Below are 23,028 nucleotides of genomic sequence, written 5' to 3'. Positions count from 1 at the left end.
TTTAGGCATTTTTTTCTAGTAAAAAAGATAGATTTTCAGTAAATTAAAGTATTGAATTTCAATTTATTAATCTAAAAATCTATCTATGATAATCTACTCTAAAATTACTGAAATTTTCTGTCTTGTTGATGAATTTTGTAAAGAATATGACCAAATAGTCAGTAAACACCTTTTAGGCAATCCATCAAAACGTCCCAGTGTTATGTCAAATAGCGAGGTAATTACCATTACCATTTTGTTTCAGCTTAGTGGTTTTAGGACCTTTAAACACTTTTACGTGTATTACTTGCAAAAGCATATGCAAGATGATTTCCCAGCTACAGTTTCATACAATAGATTTACAGAACTCATGCAGCAAAACCTCATGCCAATGACTTTATTTTTAAAGACATGTTGTTTAGGTAATTCTACGGGTATTTCTTTTGTAGATTCTACACCTGTTAGAGTTTGCAGCCCCAAACGAATTAAGAATAATAAAGTATTTAAAGGCATTGCAACCACTGGAAAATCCACTATAGGATGGTTCCATGGCTTTAAATTGCATATCGTTATAAATGATAAAGGTGAAATCCTAAACTTCTGCATAACCCAAGCTAATGTTGATGATAGAACGCCATTAAAAAAGAAGTCTTTTTTAGATAAAATTTATGGTAAGTTATATGCGGACAAAGGTTATGTTGGAAAAGATTTAATGCAGTTACTTTTTGCTGATGGATTGCATTTAATTACTCATATTAAAAACAATATGAAGAATTCTTTAATGACAATGAGTGATAAAATTTTACTGCGTAAACGCTCTGTTATTGAAACCGTAAATGACGAACTCAAAATATTTGTCAAATTGAACATTCTAGACATAGAAGTTTTACTAATTTCTTGTCAAACATAATCGCAGGTCTTATTGCATATAGCTTTTTACCAAAAAAACCTGCTATAAAATATCAGACTGTAAAGTCTAATCAGTTGACAATTTATTAATCGAACTCAGGTTATAAAGTGCTTCACGAAGATTTTGAAGCTTTAAGGTCTAAAATTATGGTCACTGCGTATTCACGAGTCGTTTATAATGTGGCTTTAAATATGTATAAACACCCTGTTTTCTTTACAGATTTACAGCGTGCTTGGGCATTCTTTGTATTAACAAATATGGGGTTCTCTGGACGTATTGGTTCTTTTGGTTGTTATACCAAGGGAACCAAAGCAATGGGTTGGGAGAAGAAAAAAGAACTTCTAAATCCAGCATTAAAAGAACGCTTAAAAGGAACTCAAATTGAGTGCACAGACGCTTTAAAAATTTTAAAGCTACGAGATAGTGTTACGACCTTCAATTATGTGGATCCGCCTTATTTCAATTCGAATATGGGACACTATGGAAATTACACAGTTGAAGATTTTAGAGAACTTTTAGAAGTTTTAACATCACTCAAAGGGAAATTCATTTTGAGTAGTTATCCTTCAGAAATTCTTACGGAGTTTACAAATCTTAATGGTTGGCATACAAAATCTATTGAACAATTAGTATCTGCAAATCAAACTAAATCTAAAAAGAATAAAACCAAAACGGAAGTGCTTACTGCAAACTTTCCATTAGAATAATTACAAATTTAAAAACCAAATAAATGAATACAACACAAAACAAAATGATTGACTTCGATTTTCGAGGTTTTAAAGGAACTACGCAAGCTACTTTAGAACTCTTCCAACATCTAGCCAAAGAAAAAGGCTGGACTTCAGAAGAAATCCAAAATGTACTTACTGAGGCTACCAAACATGATGATGAAGATCATTTGATAGCAACCATTCTTGAATATTGTAAATACTAATCTCTTAATCCTAAAAAATGAAAAAAGTAATTGAAAAAACAGTCAATCTTAATTTGATTGGAGTGGATGGAAATGCCTTTGTAATTATGGGGGTCTTTCGAAGACAAGCTAAAAAAGAAGGCTGGACACCAGAAGAAATTGAACTAGTGATGGAAGATGCTAAAAGTGGTGATTATAATCACTTATTAGCGACCATAGAAAATCATTGTGAACCTAAAAGCGAAGACGAATGAAACTTAGAAACTACAAACAAATCTTATTTTTCTTAAACAGGTTAGAACCTTTTTTAGAATCTATAAAGGAAGTAAAAATAGATACAGAACTAATGAATTATTACACCGATTCTGAATTGCGTGAAATGATTCATTGGTTGTATCGTGATGTTTGGAGCAAAAATGCGCTTGGATTTATGGAGCGTTCTAAACTAATCGAGTTAATAAATAGCGAGTTAAATGTATTGCTTTGGACAGTTCATGGTCTTGAAAAACAAATGACTCAAACACCTAGTAATTCTCAAGAAAATGTGGATGCGTTCTTTGAAAGAACGCAAAATCAAATTCACTATCTGGCATCAAAACCTGTTGAGAATTGGGATGAATATGACACTTCAAACTATAGAAGTTTACTTGTAAAGACAGGAACTACCAAAAGAGTATTTGCCATTTTTGCAAGTGATGTATTGGCTGAAGATGTCTATGCTCTTACTACAAAGCCTTCTTATTTTTTCGATACCAAAGAAGAAGCTGAAGCTGAAATAGACAACATTATTATTGAAGAAAAATTTACTCGAGATGAACTCGTGGTACATAGCCTTTGGCTATTAACTTAAGCTAAATATTAATTTTAAAATTGAATATTATGAATGCAACAATTGTAGATGTTTTAATTGAAAACATCAAAACCGACCAAAGTCTTCTGAAGCAAACAGAAGCACAAATTGAAACTGCGAAAGAAAACAAGAGAAATGTGGTAGATCGTCTGAAAGATTATAGACGTGATGTTACAGTACTCTTAAAATATGCAGATGATGAACAACGCAAACGTATTGAAGAACTTGGCTTCGATTTTTCGGAGTCGGAGAGGGGTTTGAATCCTGTCGCTTCTTTAGTAATGGATATTGTTATGAAAGCTAAAGACAATCAGCTTACTAATGTTGAGTTGTATGATGCGTATGTAAAAACCTTTAAAAAGAAGGAAGATGCCTTTAATTATACTGAGTTCAACATTAAATGTCGCTCTTTATTTAATACGCAACGTTTATTGCGTAAAAAAGGAACAGACCCTAAGTCATCACGTACTGATATTATATCTTTAAATGGACGAGTAATTCCAAAAGAAGAACCTGAAGCAAAAAAGAAATAACTATGAAAGATGATACTTATTTGGACATATTCGATACAGAAGAGAAAGCAATAGACCACGCAATGTGGCTAAACTTTAAGTATCGAATTGCGGGAATTACTTTTGGAGTAATACCAGGACCTAAAAGAAACTTTGCGGTTTGTGAACAGGCTACTTTAGAAGAAATGGAAAGTTCCTTTCTTGATATTTTACCAAAAGATTATGCTGAACTTTCTTATAGAAAACTTGATCTAATTCGACAAGATGAAGAACTACTTCCTCATTGGGAAAGCATTATCGGAATGGTTTCTGTTATGGATGGTGAAATTTTACGTTTCATTTTAGAAACTAAAATACCACTTGAACGAATTATACGTCATGAACTTGCCTTAAGAGGGTTTGATAAAAACCATCGTTGGTGTGGTTTTAATAAAGCTAGAGAAATCTGGACAGGTGAAAATTGAATACAAAAACACTCATTTGATTGAGTGTTTTTTTTGGGGCTGGTATACTTTTTGCTAATTTTTATATAAAATGATACAAAAGATTTTTTTAATACTAATAAAATAAATAATTTAGCAGAAGATATGGAAAACAATAAAAATACATTCGAAAGTATTTTAGCAATCATTGGTATTTTATATATCCTTGGTTTCGTTTATCACAAACTAAAGAATATAACTTCTGACACTGAAACAAAAGTTATTTCTGACGATGGTTTAAAAGCTATACAAAATCCTGACACGGCTAGTCAACTTCGTGAAGCTGTAGATGATTATCACAATACAGGAGATTGGAATAAAACAAAATTAGAATCAATTTTATAATAAAAGGCTATGAATCTGACTATAGGTTTCATAGCCTTTTTTATATCCATTGTAATTCCGGGTATTTTATTTAGAAGATTTTATTTTTATGGTGAGTTTTCTAAACAATTCAATACCAAAGACCCTGTTCTACATTCAATTTTTTTTAGTATAGTACCAGGGATTATAGTTCAAATTTTATGTTTAATTATCTATCACTTTTCTCTTGGCTTTGAATCTAGTTTTTTAGATGTTTTTGTAATATTTAGAGATGTAACTTCTGATGGTTCTAATGGTACACAAGAAGCTACAAAAACCTTTATTGATAACGATATTATTAGATTCTTTATATATTCACTTGCAACCTTTATTTTTTCTTCTTTTATAGGTTTTGTTTGCAGCAGGTTTATAAGATTACAAAAATGGGATAAAAAGTTTAAGCTCTTCAGGTTTAAAAATCAGTGGTATTATATTTTTAGTGGAGAGGTACTGAATATGAAAAAATTTGAAGAGGCTCACAAAATATCATTTAAAGGAAATAAAGGAGTAGACCAAAATACTTTGATGACATATGCAGATATTTTAGTTTCAGTAAGTGAACAAAATGATAGAAAAGAATTATATACTGGATATGTTGCAGATTATGACTTAAAAAGTGATGATATAACCCAACTTGATAAGGTTTACTTAATTGATACACATAGGTATAAGAAGAAGAATAAGGTTTTAGATGAAAGTGGTAATGAAATAAGAAAAGAAGAAATCGATGAAGAGGGCAACCCAACAAAATCGAGAAATAGGATTAAAGTGCCTGGAGATATTTTTATATTGAAAGTCGAATGGTACTAAACCAAAAAGTGTGTAAGTAAAGTTATTCTGAAATTTTTCTAGAGCAATATTTAAATTGCTCCATGAGGAAAAATTTCGGAAATAACTTTACGATTAAATAATCACTAAATTTATAAACACACTTTTATTATGAAACCAGAAGATTTATTAAACGAAGAATTTTTAAAACAATTTAAAACAGGTTCAGAACTAACCAGTTTTATAGAACAACTGCACAAACGTGGTGTAGAAAAGATTTTAGAGGGCGAATTAGATGCACATTTAGATTACGATAAGCATCAAAAAAGCAACAATCCTAATTCACGAAATGGCTATGGAACCAAAACAATAAAGACGCATTTAGGAGAAACTAAAATAAAAGTTCCAAGAGATCGCGATGCTACTTTCAATCCAATGCTTATTAAAAAGCGAGAAAGCACTGCAGATGGAGTTGAAAACCTGATTATTTCTTTGTATGCCAAAGGAATGAGTACTACAGATATTGAAGAACAAATACGGGAATTGTATAATTTTAACATCTCTAGTTCAGCCATTTCTAGAATCACAGATAAAATTACAGCTGACATTATTGCTTGGAAAAATAGACCTTTAGAAGCTACTTATCTGATTGTATGGATGGATGGCATCGTTTTTAAGGTTCGTGAAAACTCCAAAGTCATCAATAAAACAATTTACATTGCTGTTGGTCTTAGAGTAGATGGTAAAAAAGAAGTTTTAGGACTTTGGTTAGGAAAAAACGAATCTTCCTCTTTTTGGATGAGCGTTTTAACCGACATAAAAGCCAGAGGAACACAAGACATTTTAATTACAGCAACTGATAATTTAAACGGATTTACAGACACCATTAAAACTATTTTTTCCAATTCAGTAACACAAATATGTGTGGTTCATCAAATCAGAAACTCTTGTAAATATGTAGTCTGGAAAGATAAAAAAGCCTTTACAAGAGATATGAAGCAAATCTATACAGCTCCTACAAAAGAAGCAGCAAAAGCAGCCTTAGAAGACTTTAAAGAAAAATGGGAATCCAAATATTCTTATGCCATTAAATCATGGGAAAACAATTGGGATGAACTCACTGTTTTCTTCGATTTCCCATTAGAAATCAGAACCATTATTTATACCACAAATTTAATTGAAAACTTAAATGGGAAAATTAGAAAATACACTAAAAACAAACTCTCATATCCAACAGATGATGCTGTAATTAAATCCGTATTTTTAGCTTTGAGAGAATCAACAAAAAAATGGACATTGCCTATTAGAAATTGGGGTATCATTCTTAACCAATTTTTGGCTATATTTGAAAACAGGATTAAACTATGAAAAATTTAATCCTGTAATTTTTAACTTACACACTTTGTGGGAAAGTGTCCCTTTTTTAAATTTATCAACCTCTCCCCAAGCACCAAATTAGTGTTGTTTATGTTAAAGAACGTTTGTTAAAAATATTATTCTATTTTAAAAGTAGCTACTTCGTCTATATTTACGTTTGTGCTTGTAGCAACCAACTCTACTGCAAATTGTTCTTCTTGTGGTTCTGTAATTGGAGTATCATCTGAACTACAAGAAATTAATAATAGAAATATTATAACTGCTAAATTCTTCATTCTTAAATTTTTATTTGTCATCAGAAGTCATTATAAATTACCTAATTCAAAACTGCTCCTCTAGTATATAACTCAAAGAATACTTTTTACCAACTTAACTTAAAAAATTTATTTTCTTTTAGGTCTTTAACCTTTAAAGTATCAATCCAATAAAAAGGAACAGGTCTTGTATCTCTGTAAAAACGAATGCTATAATTTCCTTTTTCATTGGTTTTAAAGCTAATAATGCCTTTATCATCAGTTCTAAGTGTATGAATCAAAATAAAACTTCTCATTGAAAATAGAGGATTTTTTACCTTTAAAACCTCAACTCTTAAGTTTTTCCTAGGTTGATTTTTTGCAGTTTCTATAGCTTGAATTTTCACCTCTATTATTCCTTTTTTAGATAAACATGACATAAAACAAATGCTTAGTAAAATAAATACTATTACTATATTTTTATATTTCATAATTAAAAACTATTATAAGAATTATAAAGTGGATCATTTAAACTGAACCTAATGATGTTTAAATGCGTTACATTTTTTAATCCAGTATAATTTACATTATAAGCTCCTCCTCCTTTAATTGGGCTACCCCAATATGGATTCTTACCCCACCAACCTAATATTCCACCAGTTCTCGGGTTTCTTTGATAAAAATTAAGAACTTTGCCAACCCTATGTTTTAACTTAAAAGTACTACTCCAAAAATGATGTGGATCAAAAGTAACCAATCTACTGACATAAATTCCAGCGTTACCTAAGCTATTGACAATACTAATAGCTGCATTTCCTCCTCGACTGTAACCATAAATTTCTATACTTTTACCACTGTGATTATTTTTTATATGATCTAAAGCCTTACCTTCTTCGTAAAATTCAAACATCTTACCTCCTTTATCTTCAACATATTTTTTTAAAGTACTACCATCACCACTCCCTTCGCCTCCTGCACCATATATTCCTACAACTAATTTTTTTGCTTTTTGCACAGCACTTTTAACCATATGTGCCACATGATTTAAAGAAGAACTAATAGCTCCATTTCTAAATCCATCCCAAAATTTACCTCCAGAAATAACACTTCCAACCCCACCAGATAAAGAACCTGCAGTTATTATACCAGCTGCTTTCCAAAAATTAGAAGCTCCTGCACTTTCTAAGCACCAAATTGGCGTTGTTTATGTTAAAGAACGTTTATTAAAAATATTATTTTATTTTAAAAGTAACTACTTCGTCTATATTTATACTTGTGTTTGTAGCAACTAATTCTACTGTAAACAGTTCTTCTTTTGGTTCTGTAATTGGGTCTTCATTAGAGCTGCAAGAGAAAAAAATTAAACATAATATCAATATTTTATACTTTATTACAATATTATTCATAAACTATTTCCTTTTTTATTAGTTTATTGTTTTTAATTGTTAAAATGTAATTAGGTATTTCGTGTTCTGTAGTCCAATTTTCTGTAAAAGTACTGTCTTTTGAATAAGAGATATTATTTCTTCTTGTAATTTTAGGATGCCTTTTTCTAAGTAAACCAAATAATACTTCTTTTTTAATTCTAAAATCATTTAAATTTTTGTCTTGAATAAAAATTATTTTTCCACTTACTTTAGCTATTTGATTAATCTTAAAATAAGGTATGAAATTATAATAATTAGATATATATGTGATTCTATATTTTTTTTCATCATTTTTTTCTGTAAAAATTGATGACAATTCAATTGCAACTTCCTCTTTTTTCTTATTTGTATTAATTAGATATTTTTTGATAAATTCGATAATTTGCTCTTTTAATACACCATCGGAAACATCACAAAAGGCGTATTTATAAATCTTCTCATATTTTTTATTTTCAGAAGTTTGCAACCACCATAAATCTTTTTGCTCTTGTGCTATACTACTATTATAAAATAGAAGAAATAAGAATAATAGTACTACTTTTTTTACCATGCTCCATTATTTTTTAATGAATAATTAAACCCATATTTATTAAACTGATTACCAGCACTTACAATCCATTCATTACCTCTGTATAGATCGACATAGATGCTCCTTTAAATCTATTAAACATTAAACTCAAATCAGCTTTACTTACTCCAATTCTACCAGGTGCATATTTCATGCCAGAAGGATGAGTATGAAATTGTGATTTTATCTTATAAAACTCTCCTTCAAATTTCACATAACTTTCGCCATTTTTAATTGTTATAGGGTTTTTAGATTCTGTTCTGGTATTATCTGAAGGGTCTAATACAATATAATCACCATTTTCTAAAGCAAATCCAGAAACTTCTCTTTCCAAAACATACCCATCTCCCATATCAAGTAAAATAGATTCCTCTTGAGCATAATTATAAGCATCTTTCTTTTTTTCAAAATAATGATGTATCTTTTGTTGTAACATATGCACCACATGATTTAAAGTAGTAGAAATTGCTCCATTTCTAAAACCATCCCAGAATTTACCACCAGAAATAACACTCCCTACACCACCAGATAAAGAACCTGCTGTAATGGTACCTGCTGCTTTCCAAAAATTAGAAGCACCAGCACTTTCTAAGCACCAAATTGGCGTTGTTTACGTTAAAGAACGTTTGTTAAAAATATTATTCTATTTTAAAAGTAGCTACTTCGTCTATATTTACGTTTGTGCTTGTAGCAACTAATTCTACTGTAAACGGTTCTTCTTGTGGTTCAGTAATTGAGTTATCTTCTGAACTACAAGCAGAGTATAAAGCAACCATCATAAATATGAATATGTTTCTCACTATGTTAAAGATTTATTTTTTTTAAAGCTTTTAATAATTTTTCTTTCTTATAATAATTGAATCCATTTAATGAATCAGGAAAAAACAGTTTTCTTTTAACCAATTTTTCACCATATAATTCTAAAAAATTTTTACTATTCTCTTGAGGGAACTCAAAACTAAAATTTTTCCCTAAAAACTTCAGAGCTATTAAATTTACCCTCTGTACATATTCTTGGTCTTTTTTTAAAAAAACAAAATACTTTTTAAAACAATCTATTTCTTCTATTTTTTTTATTTTTTCTAAATTTTTATTTAGAACTATTTTCCTTTTTTTAATCAAGAGTTCAACTGCTTCATCATATTTAATATTTTTTTTATTTAAAAAATTAAAATACTTAAGTTTTAAATTTAAATTGTTTTTATTCAGTAAATCTTGAATATAGATAGCTGAGTTAATTGCTTGAAAATAATCATTAGCAGGATGATGAAAATATTCAGAAGTTCCTGTTTCTTCTATTTCTTTCTTTTCTCTCATATAAATTTCTTCATCTTTAATTTCCCAATTATAAGCGTAAGGATGTTCAAATTCCAAGAATACTTTGTAAGTACTTATCGTATCCTTTATTTGTAAACTAGGCAAATCTCCTGTAGGTTTATACCAGTGACTTATTGCTATAGGCATATAGTTTTTCATAGGATCAACTATTTTTCTAATATATATATCAGAATCTAAGTTGTTTGTATATTTTATAAGTAAATAAGGAACATTAATTGAGTCTTTGCTATAAAAAGCAAAATTGTTTTTCTCTTTGATTTCTATAACTTCCATACTAACCGAAACTTGTTGAGAGATACCTTTAAAAAAAACAAAAAGCAATAGTATAATAAAAACATTTTTTTTCATCATTAAAAAGGGTTTATAAACCTTGCGGTAGTTGTAAATTTGTAATTATACCAGTTTAATTTAGAGAAAAGTTTAAGAGATAAATCGTTAAAGTTATAAGGACTAAAAGCATTAAATCCTCCATAATTTGTACTTCCTAAATAACTTCCATATGAATAACCTTGAAATTCCATCATATAGAGCAAACTTTTATAATCAGAATAGCTTGTAGCCAAACTTCCTAATACTGATATTTGACCTACATGAGTAAATTCATGTCCCATAGTTCTTGCGCTTGTATTTTCATAGTTAGCTACATTATTCTCCTAAGTTACATCTCTTTTATATTGTTCTCCTAGTAAAGAGGTAATACCTTTATAAATACCTCCTTTTCTTCAATTAACACTTTTAGCAGAAATATCACTTTTTAATTATTTAGCATAATTTCCTCCTCTAAGATAGAGTCTTTAGGAACTTCTCGCAATTTACCAATATACTCAATTGCATCTTTCACTTTAATAAAATTTAAGTGTGTTAAAAAATAACATCTTCTAATATAAAAAGGGTTTAATTGATTTTTTTGAATATCATCTTCCTTAAATGGTATTTTATACATATAATATTTAGCAGAATTATTTTCTAGAATTAAATATTGATTATTCACTGAATTAATATTGAATTCTTGGTTGTTAAATATTAATTTATTATCTGAAATTTGATATTTAAAAGGTCCCATTTTTCCAGAATTCTCTGAATAGATATTTATTATTTTATCACTAAACTCTATTTCTGAATAATCGATATTTTGTTTATCATTTTTTATAAATGTCCATCTTTCCCCTGTAAACCTATACGCTTTTCTGCAACTGCAACTATTTAATAATAAAACAATTGTTAAGAAAACGAGTGTTTTTGTTTTATAATCCATTATAAATCTTTTTTAAATAATTATAACCTGCTGTTGTTTTTGCTCCTATAGTAATTAAATAGTTTCTTTCATTTCCAGTTAAGTAAAACCCTCGATAATATCCTGAATTATATTGAGGTGATGGTTTAAAACTGGAAAACCTATCTAAATAACCGAAACCTGCTTTGAAAATTTTATAATAACTTTTGTTTTTACTAAAATCATTAACATTATAACCTTTTACTCTTAATTTATATTTATGTTCATTAAGGGTTAACTCTTCAGAAAACTCATTATAAATACCATCGGCATAATCATTAGGTTCAATAATGTCAAATAAATTAGAAAGTTTTTTATTTCGATTTGCTTCTTTGAATGTTTTGAGTATCTCTTTGATCTTATTTTTAGATTTTTGTAAATTTACTTTTTCTATTTTTTTCTGAATTATATGCACAACATGGTTTAAAGAAGAAGAAATCGCTCCATTTCTAAAACCATCCCAGAATTTACCACCAGAAATAACACTCCCTACACCACCAGATAAAGAACCTGCTGTAATTGTACCTGCTGCTTTCCAAAAATTAGAAGCACAGCACTTTCTAAGCACCAAATTGGCGTTGTTTATGTTAAAGAACGTTTGTTAAAAATATTATTCTATTTTAAAAGTAGCTACTTCGTCTATATTTACGTTTGTGCTTGTAGCAACTAATTCTACTGTAAACGGTTCTTCTTGTGGTTCACTAATTGTATCTTCATTAGAGCTACAAGAGAATAGTGTTATTATTAATAACATCCTTAACATATTTCTAAAAAGGACCATTGTATTTTCTTATCCATTATTCACGTTAATTTACCTAACAACATATATCTGGGTTTAATAGATTGGGTAAAATAATTTCATTAAAAATAATTAATTTAAGAGTTGAATTATTTAATTCTTTTTCATCGAAAGTAGATATTGCATAGTTTACATAAAATAAAGGAGAAACACCATCTAATTTCACTATTTCAATTATTATTTTTTTTATATTTTTATCGCGATAAGATAGGGATTTATAAAGAATGTAATAGAATTTACCCAAATAGTTATTGAAAATTCTTAGCTTATTATTTTCTTGAATATTAAAATTAGTAAACAAATTAATATCTTTTAAATCTTTTTCTTCAATATTAGAGAATGATGGTTCATTGAATTCTAATTTAGAGTTTCTTATAGAATCGACCCATTTTTTTACTTTTAAAATTGGAACAAATTTTTGATTTTCTTTTTTATACATTTCCCGCAACAACTTACTTTCCCTTAGTTTCTTAACAAATTCACAACAAGACCAATCCCTTTCAATCTCTTCTTTTAGGGTATCTGTATCATAATTTCCTTTAAGTTTTAATAGGTATAAATACATCCTATTATCATATTTTTTTTCTAAAATTGTATTAAAATTATTTAGTATTTCTGTTAATACTGAATGTTGATTTTTAGAAAAATGGATATTTGATTGAATTAAATTTTGATTTGTTTTTTTGTTTACAACCTTAGTAACACAACAATATGCTAATAAAGTTAGTGTAAAGAAATAAAAGAGCTTTCTCATTTATTAAAATTTAACAGGTTTTGAATTTATAAAATTTAAAATATCATTAAAAGATGATTTATTATAAGAGGTAAATTTTAATCTGCTTAACCATTTACCCCAAACTGTCCCATCAAACATTCGTATTTCATTATTACCCCATATACCTACATCTTTTATTACAGATGGTCTATATTGCTCAATAGGTACTACACCCTCAAAAATACTTGATTTATATTTAAATGATTTTATATATGCTTGTCCCATAGAAGTTGATTTCCAGCCATTTAATTTTAATTTATCAAATTTATAAAAATCAAAAAGATCGTCAAGTGTTGGGTTTTTACCTTGAAGCTTGTCGTAAATTTTCTTCGGGTTGGTTTCATGTCCATTGTTTAAAATTAATACTATTTTTTTAATTTAACTAATGGCCCTTTTTTGGGGGAGTATTACATATTACAAGATGCTATTTTAGATAGAATTGTTCACTCGGCACATAGAATTAATTTAAAAGGTGAATCTATGAGGAAAAAATTAAGAAAAAAACACTAATTTTAACATACAAATTGAATCGATTTTAACACTTGATTTACTCTGCTCAATTTCATCCGGAATGAGTGGCTCAATTTAACTGGACTTTCCATACAATGACAGCTGATTGTGTACTACCAACATTCCCTCCTATATTTTCACCATTATGCATTACTTCATGATTTTTGTTAAAAATAAACTGACCATTTGTGTAAAACAATAACTCACCTGTTGATGAACAAATGGTGGCAGAACCACCTACATCTGCAGTTATTTTAGTAGAAGTAATTGCAGTTGCCGTACCAGAATTAAAATCTATACCAGCGCCAATACCAAAGTACCAGATGTTAGTTTCTTTTTGTGCAAAAAGAGAACTGCTTAAAATTAAAAAGAGCACTACTATTTTCTTCATATACTTTTAACAAAAATTCCCGCAAGTTAGCGGGAATTTAATCATTTGTTTTTACTTTTTACCACTCAACAGCAAAATCAACATCTAAATTAATAGAGGTGTCTTCTAAAGTAATATTATTAGGTTGGGATGAACTATATTGAGCTAAGTTAATTTCTTTCTCAAAAGGAGGACCTAATAATAAATCTTGACCGACTCCACCTCCGTCATCGTCTGCTAATCCAAAATGAATAAGTGCATTTGGGTCAATATATAAATTCTCTTGTGAAAAATTCCATGTCAAATCTCCTTGATTTTCTTTAACAGCAGATTTATACCAAAGAGCTTTATATCTTTGTCCTGTAAACAAATCTACATGAGGTTTAGACAATGAAAAAAATACATCTGCTAATCTATTAACATCTATATTTGAAAACTCGGTATCCCAAGTATTGTCTTTATCATAGAAATTGTTAACCAATACTTCTTTAATGTGGAGTGCATTACCTTTCTCTACAGTAAAACTTAAAGTACTGGTTGCGGTTATCTGATTATTATTAGCATCAACTACTCGAATGCTATATGTAATATTTCCGAGGTTTGCGGTGTCTACATATAAAGTTAAGCTTGTACCAAATGAATCTCCTTGACTTTTACTTACTGTTCTAGAGGTAGTAAAGTTATCTGTAGAATGAGTAATACTAATAAAAGGTCTATTTGTCTTTACTTCAAAGATAGTTACTTCGTCTATATTTGCATTTGTGTTTGTAGCAATCAATTCTACTGTAAATGGTTCCTCTTGTGGCTCTGTTATTGGGTCATCATCTGAACTACACGAAAAAAACATAATAGTTGATAGAAATATTATTATTTTGTTTTTCATTAATTAATTTTATTAATATACAGTTTATTCAATCTTTTTTAACACCACTTTTTTTCCATACTCTTTTAGCTTACCAAAAGAATCAAAACTCACTTTTGTATCTAAAAAATTAATATTCTTAACAATAGGTTCTTTATTTGGATATTCATTATATTGATTAAATTTAAATGGTTCTTTCCCGTCTATATATATAATTGTAAATGAATTATCATTAGTCCATTTATCATAAATATAATTTTTAGTCAAGTTAAAATATCTTTCATTTCCTCCATTTGGAATTCCTATCAACTTATTTTTCGGAGATATTACTAATGCACTATAAGGTAGTAATTTATCAATTAAAAAAATAACAACATAATTATCATTTTTCTTTTTTATGATTTTTGAAGGTATCTCTTTACCAAATTCATTGAATATTGCGTATTCTTTATTTACTTTATAAATATTTTTCATTTTGATAAGTATGACTATTAAAGTAATTAATATAATTAGCGTTATAATTTTTTTCATTTTTTTCATTTTTAATTACCTACATATCTTCTATAAACATATCCATTATTTCCAGGATATCCAGAAAGATTATAAGAACTTGTTCCAAAATTAGTAATCCTTACTGTATAATGACTAGCTCCAATTGATTGAGTTCCACTAATCATTATACCAACATGACCAGTTGCATCCGAAAAATTAGCACTGACAGCAACTACATCTCCAGCTTTAGGGCTTGATACTACATCCCAACCAGGTATATCGTAATTAGGATCAGCCCATTGTGAAGCTGTTGGAGGTGAACCATAACCAAAAAATTTTTTAATAGGATTACCATTTGGTAACCCTGGAGAAGCACCTGATTCTGTTAAGATATCATAAACAAATTTGTTACACTTATTTGTTTTAGATTTAAAATTATCTTTTTCCACTTCATAACTCCATTTTTTTGATTTATCATGTTTTTTAGCATTTTTTACAATCTTTTTAGCTTTTGCACTTTCTTGAATCATATGTGCAACATGGTTTAAAGAAGAACTAATCGCTCCATTTCTAAAACCATCCCAAAACTTCCCGCCAGAAATAACACTCCCAATACCACCAGATAAAGAACCTGCTGTAATAGTTCCTGCTGATTTCCAGAAGTTATTAGCACCTGCACTTTCTAAGCACCAAATTGGCGTTGTTTATGTTAAAGAACGTTTGTTAAAAGTATTATTTTATTTTAAAAGTAGCTACTTCGTATATATTTACGTTTGTGTTTGTAGCAACTTTACTGTAAATGGTTCTTCTTGTGGTTCTACAATATTATTATTTACAACTACACGAAAAAAGCATAATAGTTGATAAAAATATATTATTTTGTATAATTAGATATTTCTATGGGGATTTTATTTGAAAAAAGATTACCATCAAAAATTTCAAAATTTCCTTCTCTTATTGTTTTTATTATGTTTTTAGGTAATCGATTTATTACAGCTTTTTTATTAGCTTTAAAAAACAACTGTAGTGTATAACTATTATTTACATCTAATTTAATGGTTTCGATACTGCTAATAGATTCTGAAGTTAAATTCAAGGGTAGACTAAGATATGATTCGAAATAATATGTTGTTTTACTTGGAATAACAAGTAATGTACTTAATGAAAGACCTTTATATAAAGCCTCATTATCATCCAAGTTATATCCCAATTTTTTAAAATATTGAATTGTGTTTTTTTCAATTTGTATATCAATTTCCGATTCTCCACCTAATATACCTCCATCATTCACAACAATATTTCCTTCCGAATCTCTTATTATAATATTATTTAGGCTAATGCCAGTAAACAATTTTGGAAAAGAAGAATAAGAGGGATTTCCCTTGTTTATATCTTCAGAAATAGGGTTAAAAATAATATTCTTGCTACTTCTATTTTCAATCTGAAAAACAATTTTATTTAGTTTAGCTTTCTTTTTTTTAAGTAAGTAAACTGAACCAGAGCAATTACTTTCATTACAGTGTACTATAATTTCTTTGGTAATTAGTTTTAGTTGTAGATAGTCAGTGTTTGTGTTTTTACAGTTTATTAAAACTATTAAAAACAAAAAAAGAATTTTTCTCATTTTTTATTTGTTATAAATATTGAAAAATTTATTAAAATTCCCAATCGTGTTAGAATCTAAATCGCCTAAATGCATTTGAAAATGATATGAATTAGCTTCTAAATATGCATGCCCTTTACCTCCTACAGAAAGGCTTCCAATATTTTCATAAGCCCATTGTGCTATTGTCTTTCCACTATATTCACCTCCTTTATGAACAAATTTATACTGAAAAGCATGATTAAACTCATGAAATGAAGTACTTAAAAGTCTAAAATTATTTACAAAAACATTTTTAGTTAAAACTACAAAATGACCTCCAGGATGATAATAAGGGTTACTTCTGTTATTTGATTCAACAAAAATCTTTGGAGTCTTTCCTTGTTTATATATTTTTTTCAATTCAGGAATCTTTTCAATCATTTTTTTTACATAATCCAAACTCGCAGTAGCTTTTCCTGATGCAGCATACCCTGCTCTTTTTAACATTTGTTTTATAGTTAACCTGTTTTTAACCATATGTGCCACATGGTTTAAAGAAGAAGAAATCGCTCCATTTCTAAAACCATCCCAAAATTTACCGCCAGTAATAACACTCCCTACACCACCAGATAAAGAACCTGCTGTAATGGTACCTGCTGCTTTCCAAAAATTAGAAGCACCTGCACTTTCTAAGCCTTTTAAAGCATAATGCCCTATGGCAGAACCAACAGCACCAGCTGCAAAGCCACTAAAATAATCGCCACCCATGGCAAGCGACATCATTCCTCCCAAATGTCCGTGAGCCACCGCTTGTACACCAACTTTGAGAATGCCTTTGAGCCCTTGGACGGCTGTACCTATTGCTTTAGCAAAAACGCCACCAATAGCGCCTGTTAAAGCAGCTAAACCTGCTCCTTGAAAGAAAGGTCTTCCGTCAATTAAATTTATAATTCCGTTGGTTGTTACACTAATTAGGGCTCCTATTAATGCTGCTACGATAAACAACTCTCCACTTTGGTCTGTATATTTTAAAGGGTTATTTAAGACATATCCATACCTATTAAAATTTTGAGTATTGAATGGTTCTTGTATGTAATTATCAGGGGATAAAAAACGCCCTAATTTAGCATCATACATACGTCCATTCATATGTATTAAGGCTACTCCTATAAAATGTTCATGCCCTGTATAACCTCTGCTCAGTAAAGTTGTATCATGTTTAAAATCAATTTCACTATTTCCTTTTTTAAATTTATCAACCTCTCCCCAAGCACCAAATTGGCGTTGTTCTATTACATTGGCTCCGTTATCAGAAATTGCAAGAATACTACCAAGGTAATCTCTATGTAGATAATGGAACCCATTAGCTGTACCTGCTTTGGTTTGTTTGATATGTACTACAGGAGCTGCATATGCATCGCCACCAATATAGGTAATTATTTTTGTATTTCCTTGTTTATCAACTTCAATCTCTACAGGAGTAATTCCTGAATAATGCTTTTGATATCTGCGATCTAATTTATTATCTTCGTTTCCTCCATAGTAGGCATGACTTCTACTTTGTAAAATACCATATTCAAAATCTACCTGTGCCTTATCTTTTACTTTTATAGAAACTGGTTTTTTATATGCATTGTATTTTATGTTTTGTAACGGTTGGTTTTGGTAATGTAAATCTCCTTTGGTATTTAAACTTACATTTTGTAATCGGTAGGAAGAAGCACTACCATAGTTATAAGTTCCTATCTCTGAATTTGAAGTAATACGCCCACGAGCATCGTATTGTTGAGAGCGGGTTACTGAACCTGAAATATTGGTTAAACGGTCTAAATTATCATAGGTAAAAGATTCATTCCAGCCTAGATTGTGGTTTTTTCTACTATTAAGGTTTCCTCTTTGTGTGTTAAAACTATATTCTAAATTTAAGGCTGTTTTTGGGGAGTTCCCAGAAGTTTGGTCTACTATTTTGGTTAAAAAACCGAATTGGTCATAGGTTCTTTTTTTAACCATTCCATTGCCTAAAAGCACTTCTTTTGCCTGACCTTTTTGATTTACTTCTTTGAGTTTCCACAGTGAAGTTCCTGCATTATAGTCTTGTATTTCAGTTAAAATTCCAGAATTGGCATCAAATATATTTCTAACTTTTATAGTACTACTTACATTATTTTCTAAGTTTTTACTAATGTAAGTTTCTGCATTCACTCTGCCATAAGAATCCCTAGCTACCTGATATTCAAAAGATGCTTGCCCATTTTGCTCTTTGGTAGCTGAAGGTCTTTTGTAACTATCATATAAATAGGTATAGGTGTAATTCTCATTAGTACGAGCATTATTCCCTTGAATAGAGGTTAATAATTTTGTGGTAGAATTATATGTATAATTTAAACTTAAATTTGTTTCTTCTCCGCTCACTTTTTTAGTGGTAATTTTTCCAAAACCATCATATGTATACGTAGTTTTCCCTTTAGGAGTAGTTTCTTCTAACACTTCTCCTAAATTATTATATCTATATGTGTAAGTACCAGCAGAAGGGTCTGTTAATTTTGTTTTTCTACCCCAACCATCTATTTCAGTGCTAACTACGTGACTACCGTAATTAGCAGTTTTCATTGTTCCATTACCAAAATATGTGTAATTGATAATGCCTCCAGAATCTTCCATTTTTAGAATATTGCCTCGGCCATCTTTGGTAGTTTTTACGGTTTTCGTTCCATCATTTACCGTTGTGACTAAGCCGTTGTAAGTAATATTTGCAACCAAACCATTAAAACTAGTTCTTGTAATTTCTCTACCATATACATCAAAAGCCATAGTATTCCATTGGCTAGGTGAGGTAAAATAGGGTTCACTTTCTCTAATTTTTCTTCCAGCAACATCATATTCTATACTTTTATACGTCCATTTATTGTTAATTCCTAAAGCACCGCTTTTTAAAACCCAACCTAAAGCATTATATTCTGCGATTTCGTCTGTACCTTGAGGGTAGTTTGTTGTTTTTTTTAGTCCACCTCCATTTAAATAGGTATAAGCAAATGTTGTTATTTTGTCTAAGTAGTTTTTTTCAGAAATCAAACGATTCCAACCATCATAAGTGAAAGTTGTTTTTTGTCCGTAAGGATTTATAGTTGTAATAGGGTTTCCAAAACCATCGTAAGTAAACTTGGTTTTTAATCCTTCAATATCTGTAGATTCTATTAAAAAACGTCCACTAGAATCGTATTTAAAATTTTCTGTTCTTGCAGCTAAACCACTTGGAGTTAATGTCTTTCTAGTAACATTACCAAAAGCATCATAGGTAATATTTTCTGTATTCCAAGGAGTTCCATTTCCTTTTACTTTTTTCTGTGTGAGCAAATTATTATTGTAACTATACGCTTCTTCAGATGTAAAAGTATTTCCTCCAATAGTATTGGTTTCTACTTTCTTAGTAATTCTACCTATATGATAATATTGGGTATTAGCACTTGCATTATTGCTATACGTATAGGTTATATTTTTACTACCTCCATTATAAGTACTATTTTCTGTTAGTAAATTTTTGTAACCATCATAAGTATAATTTTTAGTGGTAGTTACGCCACTTAATGCATTGTGCTGCACCACTTTTGTTGGGATATTAGTAAATACTTTATTACTAGTTAAGTTTGTGCTAAATGTATTCGTAGTTTTGGACATATAGCTACTTCCTTCGTAGGAAGAAGTAGAAACCCATTGTTCTGTAGCAACTCCTTTTTTAGTTACATCATGCTTAGATATTGTCCATAAAGTACCCACTCCATTACCATACCAATTGCTTCGTTTGGTTTTTAAGAATCCTTGGAATCCAATATTAATATTAGAAACGGCTCCATGATACAAAAAGTCTTGATAACGCTTAATTCCTGCCCCTTCTTCGGTTAATTTTTTAACGAGTTGAAAAGAATTTGCCCTATTAATGTTTACAAAAGGATAGTTCTGGTTGTAATCGGAAGAATAAACCTGAGAACCATAAGGATTCTCTGGTATCCCTAAACGTTCATAATCAATAGTTGTTTTTACACCATTATTGGTAATGCTTTTTAAAGTAACGTCTTTTCTATGGTTTTTTTTAAACTCATACATAAAAATGTTGTTTACGCTTATATACCCATATTCTAAATTACCATTAGTGACATTGGATTCTAAAAATATTGGCGAGCCATATTTATGTACTTCTCCGCTTGTATCAGTATATCCTGTCTCATATGAAAATGTTGGTGTAACAGTTGAACTAATTTGATTACTTTTGTATATACTAATATATTCAGCAGAACTTAGTTTTTCTTCACGATAATTCACAGTTGTATTAACGTTGTGCATTATCAAATCTGTCTTACCATCTCCATTTACATCTTGTGCAGTATAGCGGTATTCATAATAAGTATAATTAGGAGTAGGGAAACCTCCAATATTCTTTTTTTCATTTTGATAATAACCATAAGGAAGACTCTTTGTTTGTTTATAATAATTTTTTCCTTTGGATATAAAAAACCTCCAATTTTTAGATTTATTAGCTGTAGCTACTATAAAATCTGTTTTACCATCTCCATTATAATCTCCCATAAGGATTGGAGTATTATAATTATTAATGGATAATTTTATCCCTGAATCAGTTTCTTCATGAAGTAATACTAGATTATTGCTTTCATTTAACGTATAGATATATAGTTTTCCTTCTTTAAAATGATATATATCTTGTTTCCCATCTCCGTTATGATCTCCCACTTGTATTAAATCGTTAGAACCAATACCTTTTCTAAAATATCCTGCTGTTTTTGAAAAATTAGATGTAACATCTCTTTTTAAATCAATAAAATGAACCTTTGCATTGTATTGATTTGTTGTATAGGAATTGCATTCGCAATTGTCAAAAACATCATCTATTGGCTGTATGCTATTTTGTATATTCTCTTGATTATTAGAATTTTCTTTTGTTATGTTTTTATTAGATTTTTTAGCGTTTTCTTTTTTCGCCTCTGTTTTTCTAAAACCATCAAACCGGATTTCATCGTCGCCACCAACAGGATAACATTGTCTTCTAGAATAACTTTTTTCTATAGCAATTACATCCGTTAATCCATCTCCATTAAAATCTCCCGAAATGTATTTTTTAGGAATCATATAATAACTAGAACTACTACAATAATTGTCTGTTCTATATTTTGAAGTGTTCCAAACTTTATCATACTGATGTACAGGGCCATAAGATGCTTGTGCAAAAGTCCTAAATCGAACAGTAGAAGTTGAAGAAGAGCTGGAAGAAGATGTTTCTCTTACCGTAGTTACAGCCTGCTGACTTAAAATTTTATTGTTCCAAGATAAAATAGTGCTTGAAAAAACATCACTAAACTTTTCTGTATTAATTGGGAAAGCAAAAGCAGTTTCTTCATATAAATTAGTATTCATATGTAATTTGTCTCTTGTATTTTTATTATAATAGATAATATCAGTTCTTCCATCACCATCATAATCCCCTGCAATTAAGCCACTTGTTTTATAGTCAAAGCCAGGATACGTATTTACTACATTTCGGTTTGGTATCCATGAAGAAGTTGTTTCATAATTAAATGTAATCGGTCTTAATGCTTTATTTTGAGCATTGTATTCTTTAACAGAAGTTAAACGTTGATATCCTAAAGACGTGGTATTATGAGTTAATTCGTATTTTCTGTATTGAGAACCACTTGCTGTTGTTTGAATGCTTCTTAATAAATTAGTTCTTTTAAAGCTATACTCTCCTACATATACATTTTCAGGCCTATTTCTTGAAATATAAGTAAAGTTAATTTGATTAGTTGGTGATGTTCCTCCAATTCTTCCTCCATATTTAATGGTTTTAATACTCAATAATCCATTATCTGATTGATAATTGTAATCTACATAATTTCCTTGTGGGTCTTGCCATCTAAAAATTGCCCATTCTAATCTGCTTCTCGAATTTCCAGCGTTACCATACCAAGCTCTAGTTCCGTTTGGATAATACACAATAAAATAAGATGGACCATAAGTACTTCCATAAGGAGAAGTTCCATAAGCCACAACTTTAACATTCGAGTAATTTTCTGTTTGATACACGGAACCACTTGCACCATAAGTACCCGATTTTATTATTAAGCGTTGCCCATCTATAGAGAAACGATCGTCTTTAAAATCGATACCATCATGTTTATTGTCATAATATTTTGTTGCAGGTATTCTACTAATGGTTGACAATCCAGAGACATTCCAACCCCATCCTGCTAAACCATTTGCTCCCTGACTTGTGTAGCTTACCCCAATATTAGGTGCTACATCTTTAATGCCTGGTGGAACCATTATTGGAATGGAATAACTAGCTGCACCTGTTAAAGAAACAGATAAACTACCTGCTGTACTACCTGCTTCTGTACTATTTCCAGAATCTCTTGGATCAACACATTCTCCGGTTTCAAAATCTCTTAAACAATCTAAATCATCAATAGGAATTGATTTAGCAGATTTACTTAAATTTTTAGCCTCATTAAGCGTTTTCTTTGTTTTTACACTAATCTTTTTAAAGCTCATTTAACAGAACTTTTACCACCTACAACATTAGGATTTTGTGCATGAGAAAATTGAAATCCTAAAAATAATAATACTATGAGT

General features: G+C 29.6%; 29 protein-coding genes and 2 pseudogenes. 11 read left to right on the top strand and 20 right to left on the bottom strand.

Features of this window, described 5'->3' with window-relative positions:
* Window positions 1–85 precede the first annotated feature (85 nt).
* The 10 genes and pseudogenes from JL193_RS09600 to JL193_RS09555 all read left to right on the top strand — a co-directional run bounded on the left by JL193_RS09600 (window position 86) and on the right by JL193_RS09555 (window position 6,145).
* Window positions 86–978: pseudogene (locus JL193_RS09600) on the top strand (IS982 family transposase).
* 102 nt (window positions 979–1,080) lie between these two features.
* Window positions 1,081–1,596 carry a DNA adenine methylase gene (locus tag JL193_RS09595; protein WP_207970601.1) on the top strand — a complete coding sequence of 172 codons (516 nt, stop codon included), beginning with the start codon at window positions 1,081–1,083 and terminating at the stop codon, window positions 1,594–1,596.
* Window positions 1,597–1,619: 23 nt separating this feature from the next.
* Window positions 1,620–1,823 (top strand): hypothetical protein, encoded by a 204-nt coding sequence (locus JL193_RS09590; RefSeq protein WP_207970600.1) that lies wholly within the window; start codon window positions 1,620–1,622, stop codon window positions 1,821–1,823.
* 17 nt (window positions 1,824–1,840) lie between these two features.
* A complete protein-coding gene (locus JL193_RS09585; RefSeq protein ID WP_207970599.1) occupies window positions 1,841–2,056 on the top strand; it encodes a hypothetical protein in 216 nt (71 codons plus the stop codon).
* The gene (locus JL193_RS09580) at window positions 2,053–2,652 is read left to right on the top strand and encodes a hypothetical protein (protein WP_207970598.1); all 600 of its coding nucleotides are present in this window, start codon (window positions 2,053–2,055) and stop codon (window positions 2,650–2,652) included. The genes JL193_RS09585 and JL193_RS09580 overlap by 4 nt, the downstream gene beginning before the upstream one ends.
* 29 nt (window positions 2,653–2,681) lie before the next feature.
* Window positions 2,682–3,185 carry a hypothetical protein gene (locus tag JL193_RS09575; RefSeq protein WP_207970597.1) on the top strand — a complete coding sequence of 168 codons (504 nt, stop codon included), beginning with the start codon at window positions 2,682–2,684 and terminating at the stop codon, window positions 3,183–3,185.
* Between the two features lie 2 nt (window positions 3,186–3,187).
* Window positions 3,188–3,628, top strand: a complete 441-nt coding sequence (locus JL193_RS09570) for a hypothetical protein (RefSeq protein ID WP_207970596.1) — start codon at window positions 3,188–3,190, stop codon at window positions 3,626–3,628.
* Between the two features lie 123 nt (window positions 3,629–3,751).
* Window positions 3,752–3,991, top strand: a complete 240-nt coding sequence (locus tag JL193_RS09565; protein ID WP_207970595.1) for a hypothetical protein — start codon at window positions 3,752–3,754, stop codon at window positions 3,989–3,991.
* 9 nt (window positions 3,992–4,000) lie between these two features.
* Window positions 4,001–4,819, top strand: coding sequence for a hypothetical protein (locus JL193_RS09560; protein ID WP_207970594.1), 819 nt, complete (start codon window positions 4,001–4,003; stop codon window positions 4,817–4,819).
* 129 nt (window positions 4,820–4,948) lie between these two features.
* Window positions 4,949–6,145, top strand: a complete 1,197-nt coding sequence (locus JL193_RS09555; protein ID WP_207970593.1) for an IS256 family transposase — start codon at window positions 4,949–4,951, stop codon at window positions 6,143–6,145.
* Between the two features lie 125 nt (window positions 6,146–6,270).
* Here the strand turns inward: JL193_RS09555 and JL193_RS09550 are convergent, their stop codons facing one another.
* The 14 genes from JL193_RS09550 to JL193_RS09485 all read right to left on the bottom strand — a co-directional run bounded on the left by JL193_RS09550 (window position 6,271) and on the right by JL193_RS09485 (window position 12,792).
* Window positions 6,271–6,429 (bottom strand): hypothetical protein, encoded by a 159-nt coding sequence (locus JL193_RS09550; RefSeq protein ID WP_207970592.1) that lies wholly within the window; start codon window positions 6,427–6,429, stop codon window positions 6,271–6,273.
* Window positions 6,430–6,515: 86 nt separating this feature from the next.
* The gene (locus tag JL193_RS09545) at window positions 6,516–6,878 is read right to left on the bottom strand and encodes a DUF2606 family protein (protein ID WP_207970591.1); all 363 of its coding nucleotides are present in this window, start codon (window positions 6,876–6,878) and stop codon (window positions 6,516–6,518) included.
* A 2-nt stretch (window positions 6,879–6,880) separates the two neighbouring features.
* Window positions 6,881–7,426 (bottom strand): hypothetical protein, encoded by a 546-nt coding sequence (locus JL193_RS09540; protein WP_207970590.1) that lies wholly within the window; start codon window positions 7,424–7,426, stop codon window positions 6,881–6,883.
* A gap of 193 nt (window positions 7,427–7,619) precedes the next feature.
* The gene (locus JL193_RS09535) at window positions 7,620–7,793 is read right to left on the bottom strand and encodes a hypothetical protein (RefSeq protein ID WP_207970589.1); all 174 of its coding nucleotides are present in this window, start codon (window positions 7,791–7,793) and stop codon (window positions 7,620–7,622) included.
* On the bottom strand, window positions 7,786–8,364 hold the full coding sequence (locus JL193_RS09530; RefSeq protein WP_207970588.1) for a hypothetical protein: 579 nt from the start codon (window positions 8,362–8,364) through the stop codon (window positions 7,786–7,788). The genes JL193_RS09535 and JL193_RS09530 overlap by 8 nt, the downstream gene beginning before the upstream one ends.
* Window positions 8,365–8,422: 58 nt before the next feature.
* The gene (locus JL193_RS09525) at window positions 8,423–8,818 is read right to left on the bottom strand and encodes a hypothetical protein (RefSeq protein WP_207970587.1); all 396 of its coding nucleotides are present in this window, start codon (window positions 8,816–8,818) and stop codon (window positions 8,423–8,425) included.
* A 202-nt stretch (window positions 8,819–9,020) separates the two neighbouring features.
* On the bottom strand, window positions 9,021–9,182 hold the full coding sequence (locus JL193_RS09520) for a hypothetical protein (RefSeq protein WP_207970586.1): 162 nt from the start codon (window positions 9,180–9,182) through the stop codon (window positions 9,021–9,023).
* A 4-nt stretch (window positions 9,183–9,186) separates the two neighbouring features.
* Window positions 9,187–10,071, bottom strand: coding sequence for a hypothetical protein (locus tag JL193_RS09515; protein WP_207970585.1), 885 nt, complete (start codon window positions 10,069–10,071; stop codon window positions 9,187–9,189).
* Window positions 10,071–10,331, bottom strand: coding sequence for a hypothetical protein (locus JL193_RS09510; RefSeq protein WP_207970584.1), 261 nt, complete (start codon window positions 10,329–10,331; stop codon window positions 10,071–10,073). Before JL193_RS09510 ends, JL193_RS09515 begins: the two co-directional genes overlap by 1 nt.
* Before the next feature lie 143 nt (window positions 10,332–10,474).
* Window positions 10,475–10,975 (bottom strand): hypothetical protein, encoded by a 501-nt coding sequence (locus JL193_RS09505; RefSeq protein ID WP_207970583.1) that lies wholly within the window; start codon window positions 10,973–10,975, stop codon window positions 10,475–10,477.
* Window positions 10,965–11,564, bottom strand: a complete 600-nt coding sequence (locus JL193_RS09500; protein WP_207970582.1) for a hypothetical protein — start codon at window positions 11,562–11,564, stop codon at window positions 10,965–10,967. The genes JL193_RS09505 and JL193_RS09500 overlap by 11 nt, the downstream gene beginning before the upstream one ends.
* 39 nt (window positions 11,565–11,603) lie before the next feature.
* Entirely contained in the window at window positions 11,604–11,747 is a 144-nt protein-coding gene (locus JL193_RS09495) for a hypothetical protein (protein WP_207970581.1), read from the bottom strand.
* A 61-nt stretch (window positions 11,748–11,808) separates the two neighbouring features.
* A complete protein-coding gene (locus JL193_RS09490; RefSeq protein ID WP_207970580.1) occupies window positions 11,809–12,546 on the bottom strand; it encodes a hypothetical protein in 738 nt (245 codons plus the stop codon).
* Between the two features lie 3 nt (window positions 12,547–12,549).
* Window positions 12,550–12,792, bottom strand: a complete 243-nt coding sequence (locus JL193_RS09485; RefSeq protein WP_207970579.1) for a hypothetical protein — start codon at window positions 12,790–12,792, stop codon at window positions 12,550–12,552.
* 189 nt (window positions 12,793–12,981) lie between these two features.
* Between JL193_RS09485 and JL193_RS09480 the strand changes: the two are divergent.
* Window positions 12,982–13,077, top strand: a pseudogene (locus tag JL193_RS09480) (ATP-binding protein); the annotation flags it as partial.
* 70 nt (window positions 13,078–13,147) lie between these two features.
* Here the strand turns inward: JL193_RS09480 and JL193_RS09475 are convergent.
* From JL193_RS09475 to JL193_RS09450, 6 genes are all read right to left on the bottom strand, one after another.
* Complete coding sequence (locus JL193_RS09475; protein ID WP_207970578.1) at window positions 13,148–13,468, bottom strand: hypothetical protein; 321 nt, start codon at window positions 13,466–13,468, stop codon at window positions 13,148–13,150.
* 58 nt (window positions 13,469–13,526) lie between these two features.
* Entirely contained in the window at window positions 13,527–14,294 is a 768-nt protein-coding gene (locus tag JL193_RS09470; RefSeq protein ID WP_207970577.1) for a hypothetical protein, read from the bottom strand.
* Window positions 14,295–14,354: 60 nt separating this feature from the next.
* Window positions 14,355–14,840 carry a hypothetical protein gene (locus tag JL193_RS09465; protein WP_207970576.1) on the bottom strand — a complete coding sequence of 162 codons (486 nt, stop codon included), beginning with the start codon at window positions 14,838–14,840 and terminating at the stop codon, window positions 14,355–14,357.
* Window positions 14,841–14,851: 11 nt separating this feature from the next.
* Window positions 14,852–15,331, bottom strand: a complete 480-nt coding sequence (locus JL193_RS09460) for a CHAP domain-containing protein (protein WP_207970575.1) — start codon at window positions 15,329–15,331, stop codon at window positions 14,852–14,854.
* 344 nt (window positions 15,332–15,675) lie between these two features.
* Window positions 15,676–16,425, bottom strand: a complete 750-nt coding sequence (locus tag JL193_RS09455; protein WP_207970574.1) for a hypothetical protein — start codon at window positions 16,423–16,425, stop codon at window positions 15,676–15,678.
* 3 nt (window positions 16,426–16,428) lie between these two features.
* On the bottom strand, window positions 16,429–22,947 hold the full coding sequence (locus JL193_RS09450) for an FG-GAP-like repeat-containing protein (RefSeq protein ID WP_207970573.1): 6,519 nt from the start codon (window positions 22,945–22,947) through the stop codon (window positions 16,429–16,431).
* Window positions 22,948–23,028: the final 81 nt, after the last annotated feature.

Origin of the sequence: Polaribacter batillariae, assembly GCF_017498485.1 — a bacterium.
Taxonomy (GTDB): Bacteria; Bacteroidota; Bacteroidia; order Flavobacteriales; family Flavobacteriaceae; genus Polaribacter; species Polaribacter batillariae.
Note: the sequence above shows the minus strand (reverse complement) of the source record. Positions and strands in the feature narration are given on the sequence as shown.

Bases quoted from the DNA above. Each gene is read 5' to 3' on its own strand.
- JL193_RS09595 (WP_207970601.1), top strand. From the start codon at position 1,081: ATGTATAAACACCCTGTTTTCTTTACAGATTTACAGCGTGCTTGGGCA.
- JL193_RS09590 (WP_207970600.1), top strand. From the start codon at position 1,620: ATGAATACAACACAAAACAAAATGATTGACTTCGATTTTCGAGGTTTT.
- JL193_RS09585 (WP_207970599.1), top strand. From the start codon at position 1,841: ATGAAAAAAGTAATTGAAAAAACAGTCAATCTTAATTTGATTGGAGTG.
- JL193_RS09580 (WP_207970598.1), top strand. From the start codon at position 2,053: ATGAAACTTAGAAACTACAAACAAATCTTATTTTTCTTAAACAGGTTA.
- JL193_RS09575 (WP_207970597.1), top strand. From the start codon at position 2,682: ATGAATGCAACAATTGTAGATGTTTTAATTGAAAACATCAAAACCGAC.
- JL193_RS09570 (WP_207970596.1), top strand. From the start codon at position 3,188: ATGAAAGATGATACTTATTTGGACATATTCGATACAGAAGAGAAAGCA.
- JL193_RS09565 (WP_207970595.1), top strand. From the start codon at position 3,752: ATGGAAAACAATAAAAATACATTCGAAAGTATTTTAGCAATCATTGGT.
- JL193_RS09560 (WP_207970594.1), top strand. From the start codon at position 4,001: ATGAATCTGACTATAGGTTTCATAGCCTTTTTTATATCCATTGTAATT.
- JL193_RS09555 (WP_207970593.1), top strand. From the start codon at position 4,949: ATGAAACCAGAAGATTTATTAAACGAAGAATTTTTAAAACAATTTAAA.
- JL193_RS09550 (WP_207970592.1), bottom strand. From the start codon at position 6,429: ATGAAGAATTTAGCAGTTATAATATTTCTATTATTAATTTCTTGTAGT.
- JL193_RS09545 (WP_207970591.1), bottom strand. From the start codon at position 6,878: ATGAAATATAAAAATATAGTAATAGTATTTATTTTACTAAGCATTTGT.
- JL193_RS09535 (WP_207970589.1), bottom strand. From the start codon at position 7,793: ATGAATAATATTGTAATAAAGTATAAAATATTGATATTATGTTTAATT.
- JL193_RS09530 (WP_207970588.1), bottom strand. From the start codon at position 8,364: ATGGTAAAAAAAGTAGTACTATTATTCTTATTTCTTCTATTTTATAAT.
- JL193_RS09525 (WP_207970587.1), bottom strand. From the start codon at position 8,818: ATGTTACAACAAAAGATACATCATTATTTTGAAAAAAAGAAAGATGCT.
- JL193_RS09515 (WP_207970585.1), bottom strand. From the start codon at position 10,071: ATGATGAAAAAAAATGTTTTTATTATACTATTGCTTTTTGTTTTTTTT.
- JL193_RS09510 (WP_207970584.1), bottom strand. From the start codon at position 10,331: ATGGGACATGAATTTACTCATGTAGGTCAAATATCAGTATTAGGAAGT.
- JL193_RS09505 (WP_207970583.1), bottom strand. From the start codon at position 10,975: ATGGATTATAAAACAAAAACACTCGTTTTCTTAACAATTGTTTTATTA.
- JL193_RS09495 (WP_207970581.1), bottom strand. From the start codon at position 11,747: ATGTTATTAATAATAACACTATTCTCTTGTAGCTCTAATGAAGATACA.
- JL193_RS09490 (WP_207970580.1), bottom strand. From the start codon at position 12,546: ATGAGAAAGCTCTTTTATTTCTTTACACTAACTTTATTAGCATATTGT.
- JL193_RS09485 (WP_207970579.1), bottom strand. From the start codon at position 12,792: ATGGGACAAGCATATATAAAATCATTTAAATATAAATCAAGTATTTTT.
- JL193_RS09475 (WP_207970578.1), bottom strand. From the start codon at position 13,468: ATGAAGAAAATAGTAGTGCTCTTTTTAATTTTAAGCAGTTCTCTTTTT.
- JL193_RS09470 (WP_207970577.1), bottom strand. From the start codon at position 14,294: ATGTTTTTTTCGTGTAGTTCAGATGATGACCCAATAACAGAGCCACAA.
- JL193_RS09465 (WP_207970576.1), bottom strand. From the start codon at position 14,840: ATGAAAAAAATTATAACGCTAATTATATTAATTACTTTAATAGTCATA.
- JL193_RS09460 (WP_207970575.1), bottom strand. From the start codon at position 15,331: ATGATTCAAGAAAGTGCAAAAGCTAAAAAGATTGTAAAAAATGCTAAA.
- JL193_RS09455 (WP_207970574.1), bottom strand. From the start codon at position 16,425: ATGAGAAAAATTCTTTTTTTGTTTTTAATAGTTTTAATAAACTGTAAA.
- JL193_RS09450 (WP_207970573.1), bottom strand. From the start codon at position 22,947: ATGAGCTTTAAAAAGATTAGTGTAAAAACAAAGAAAACGCTTAATGAG.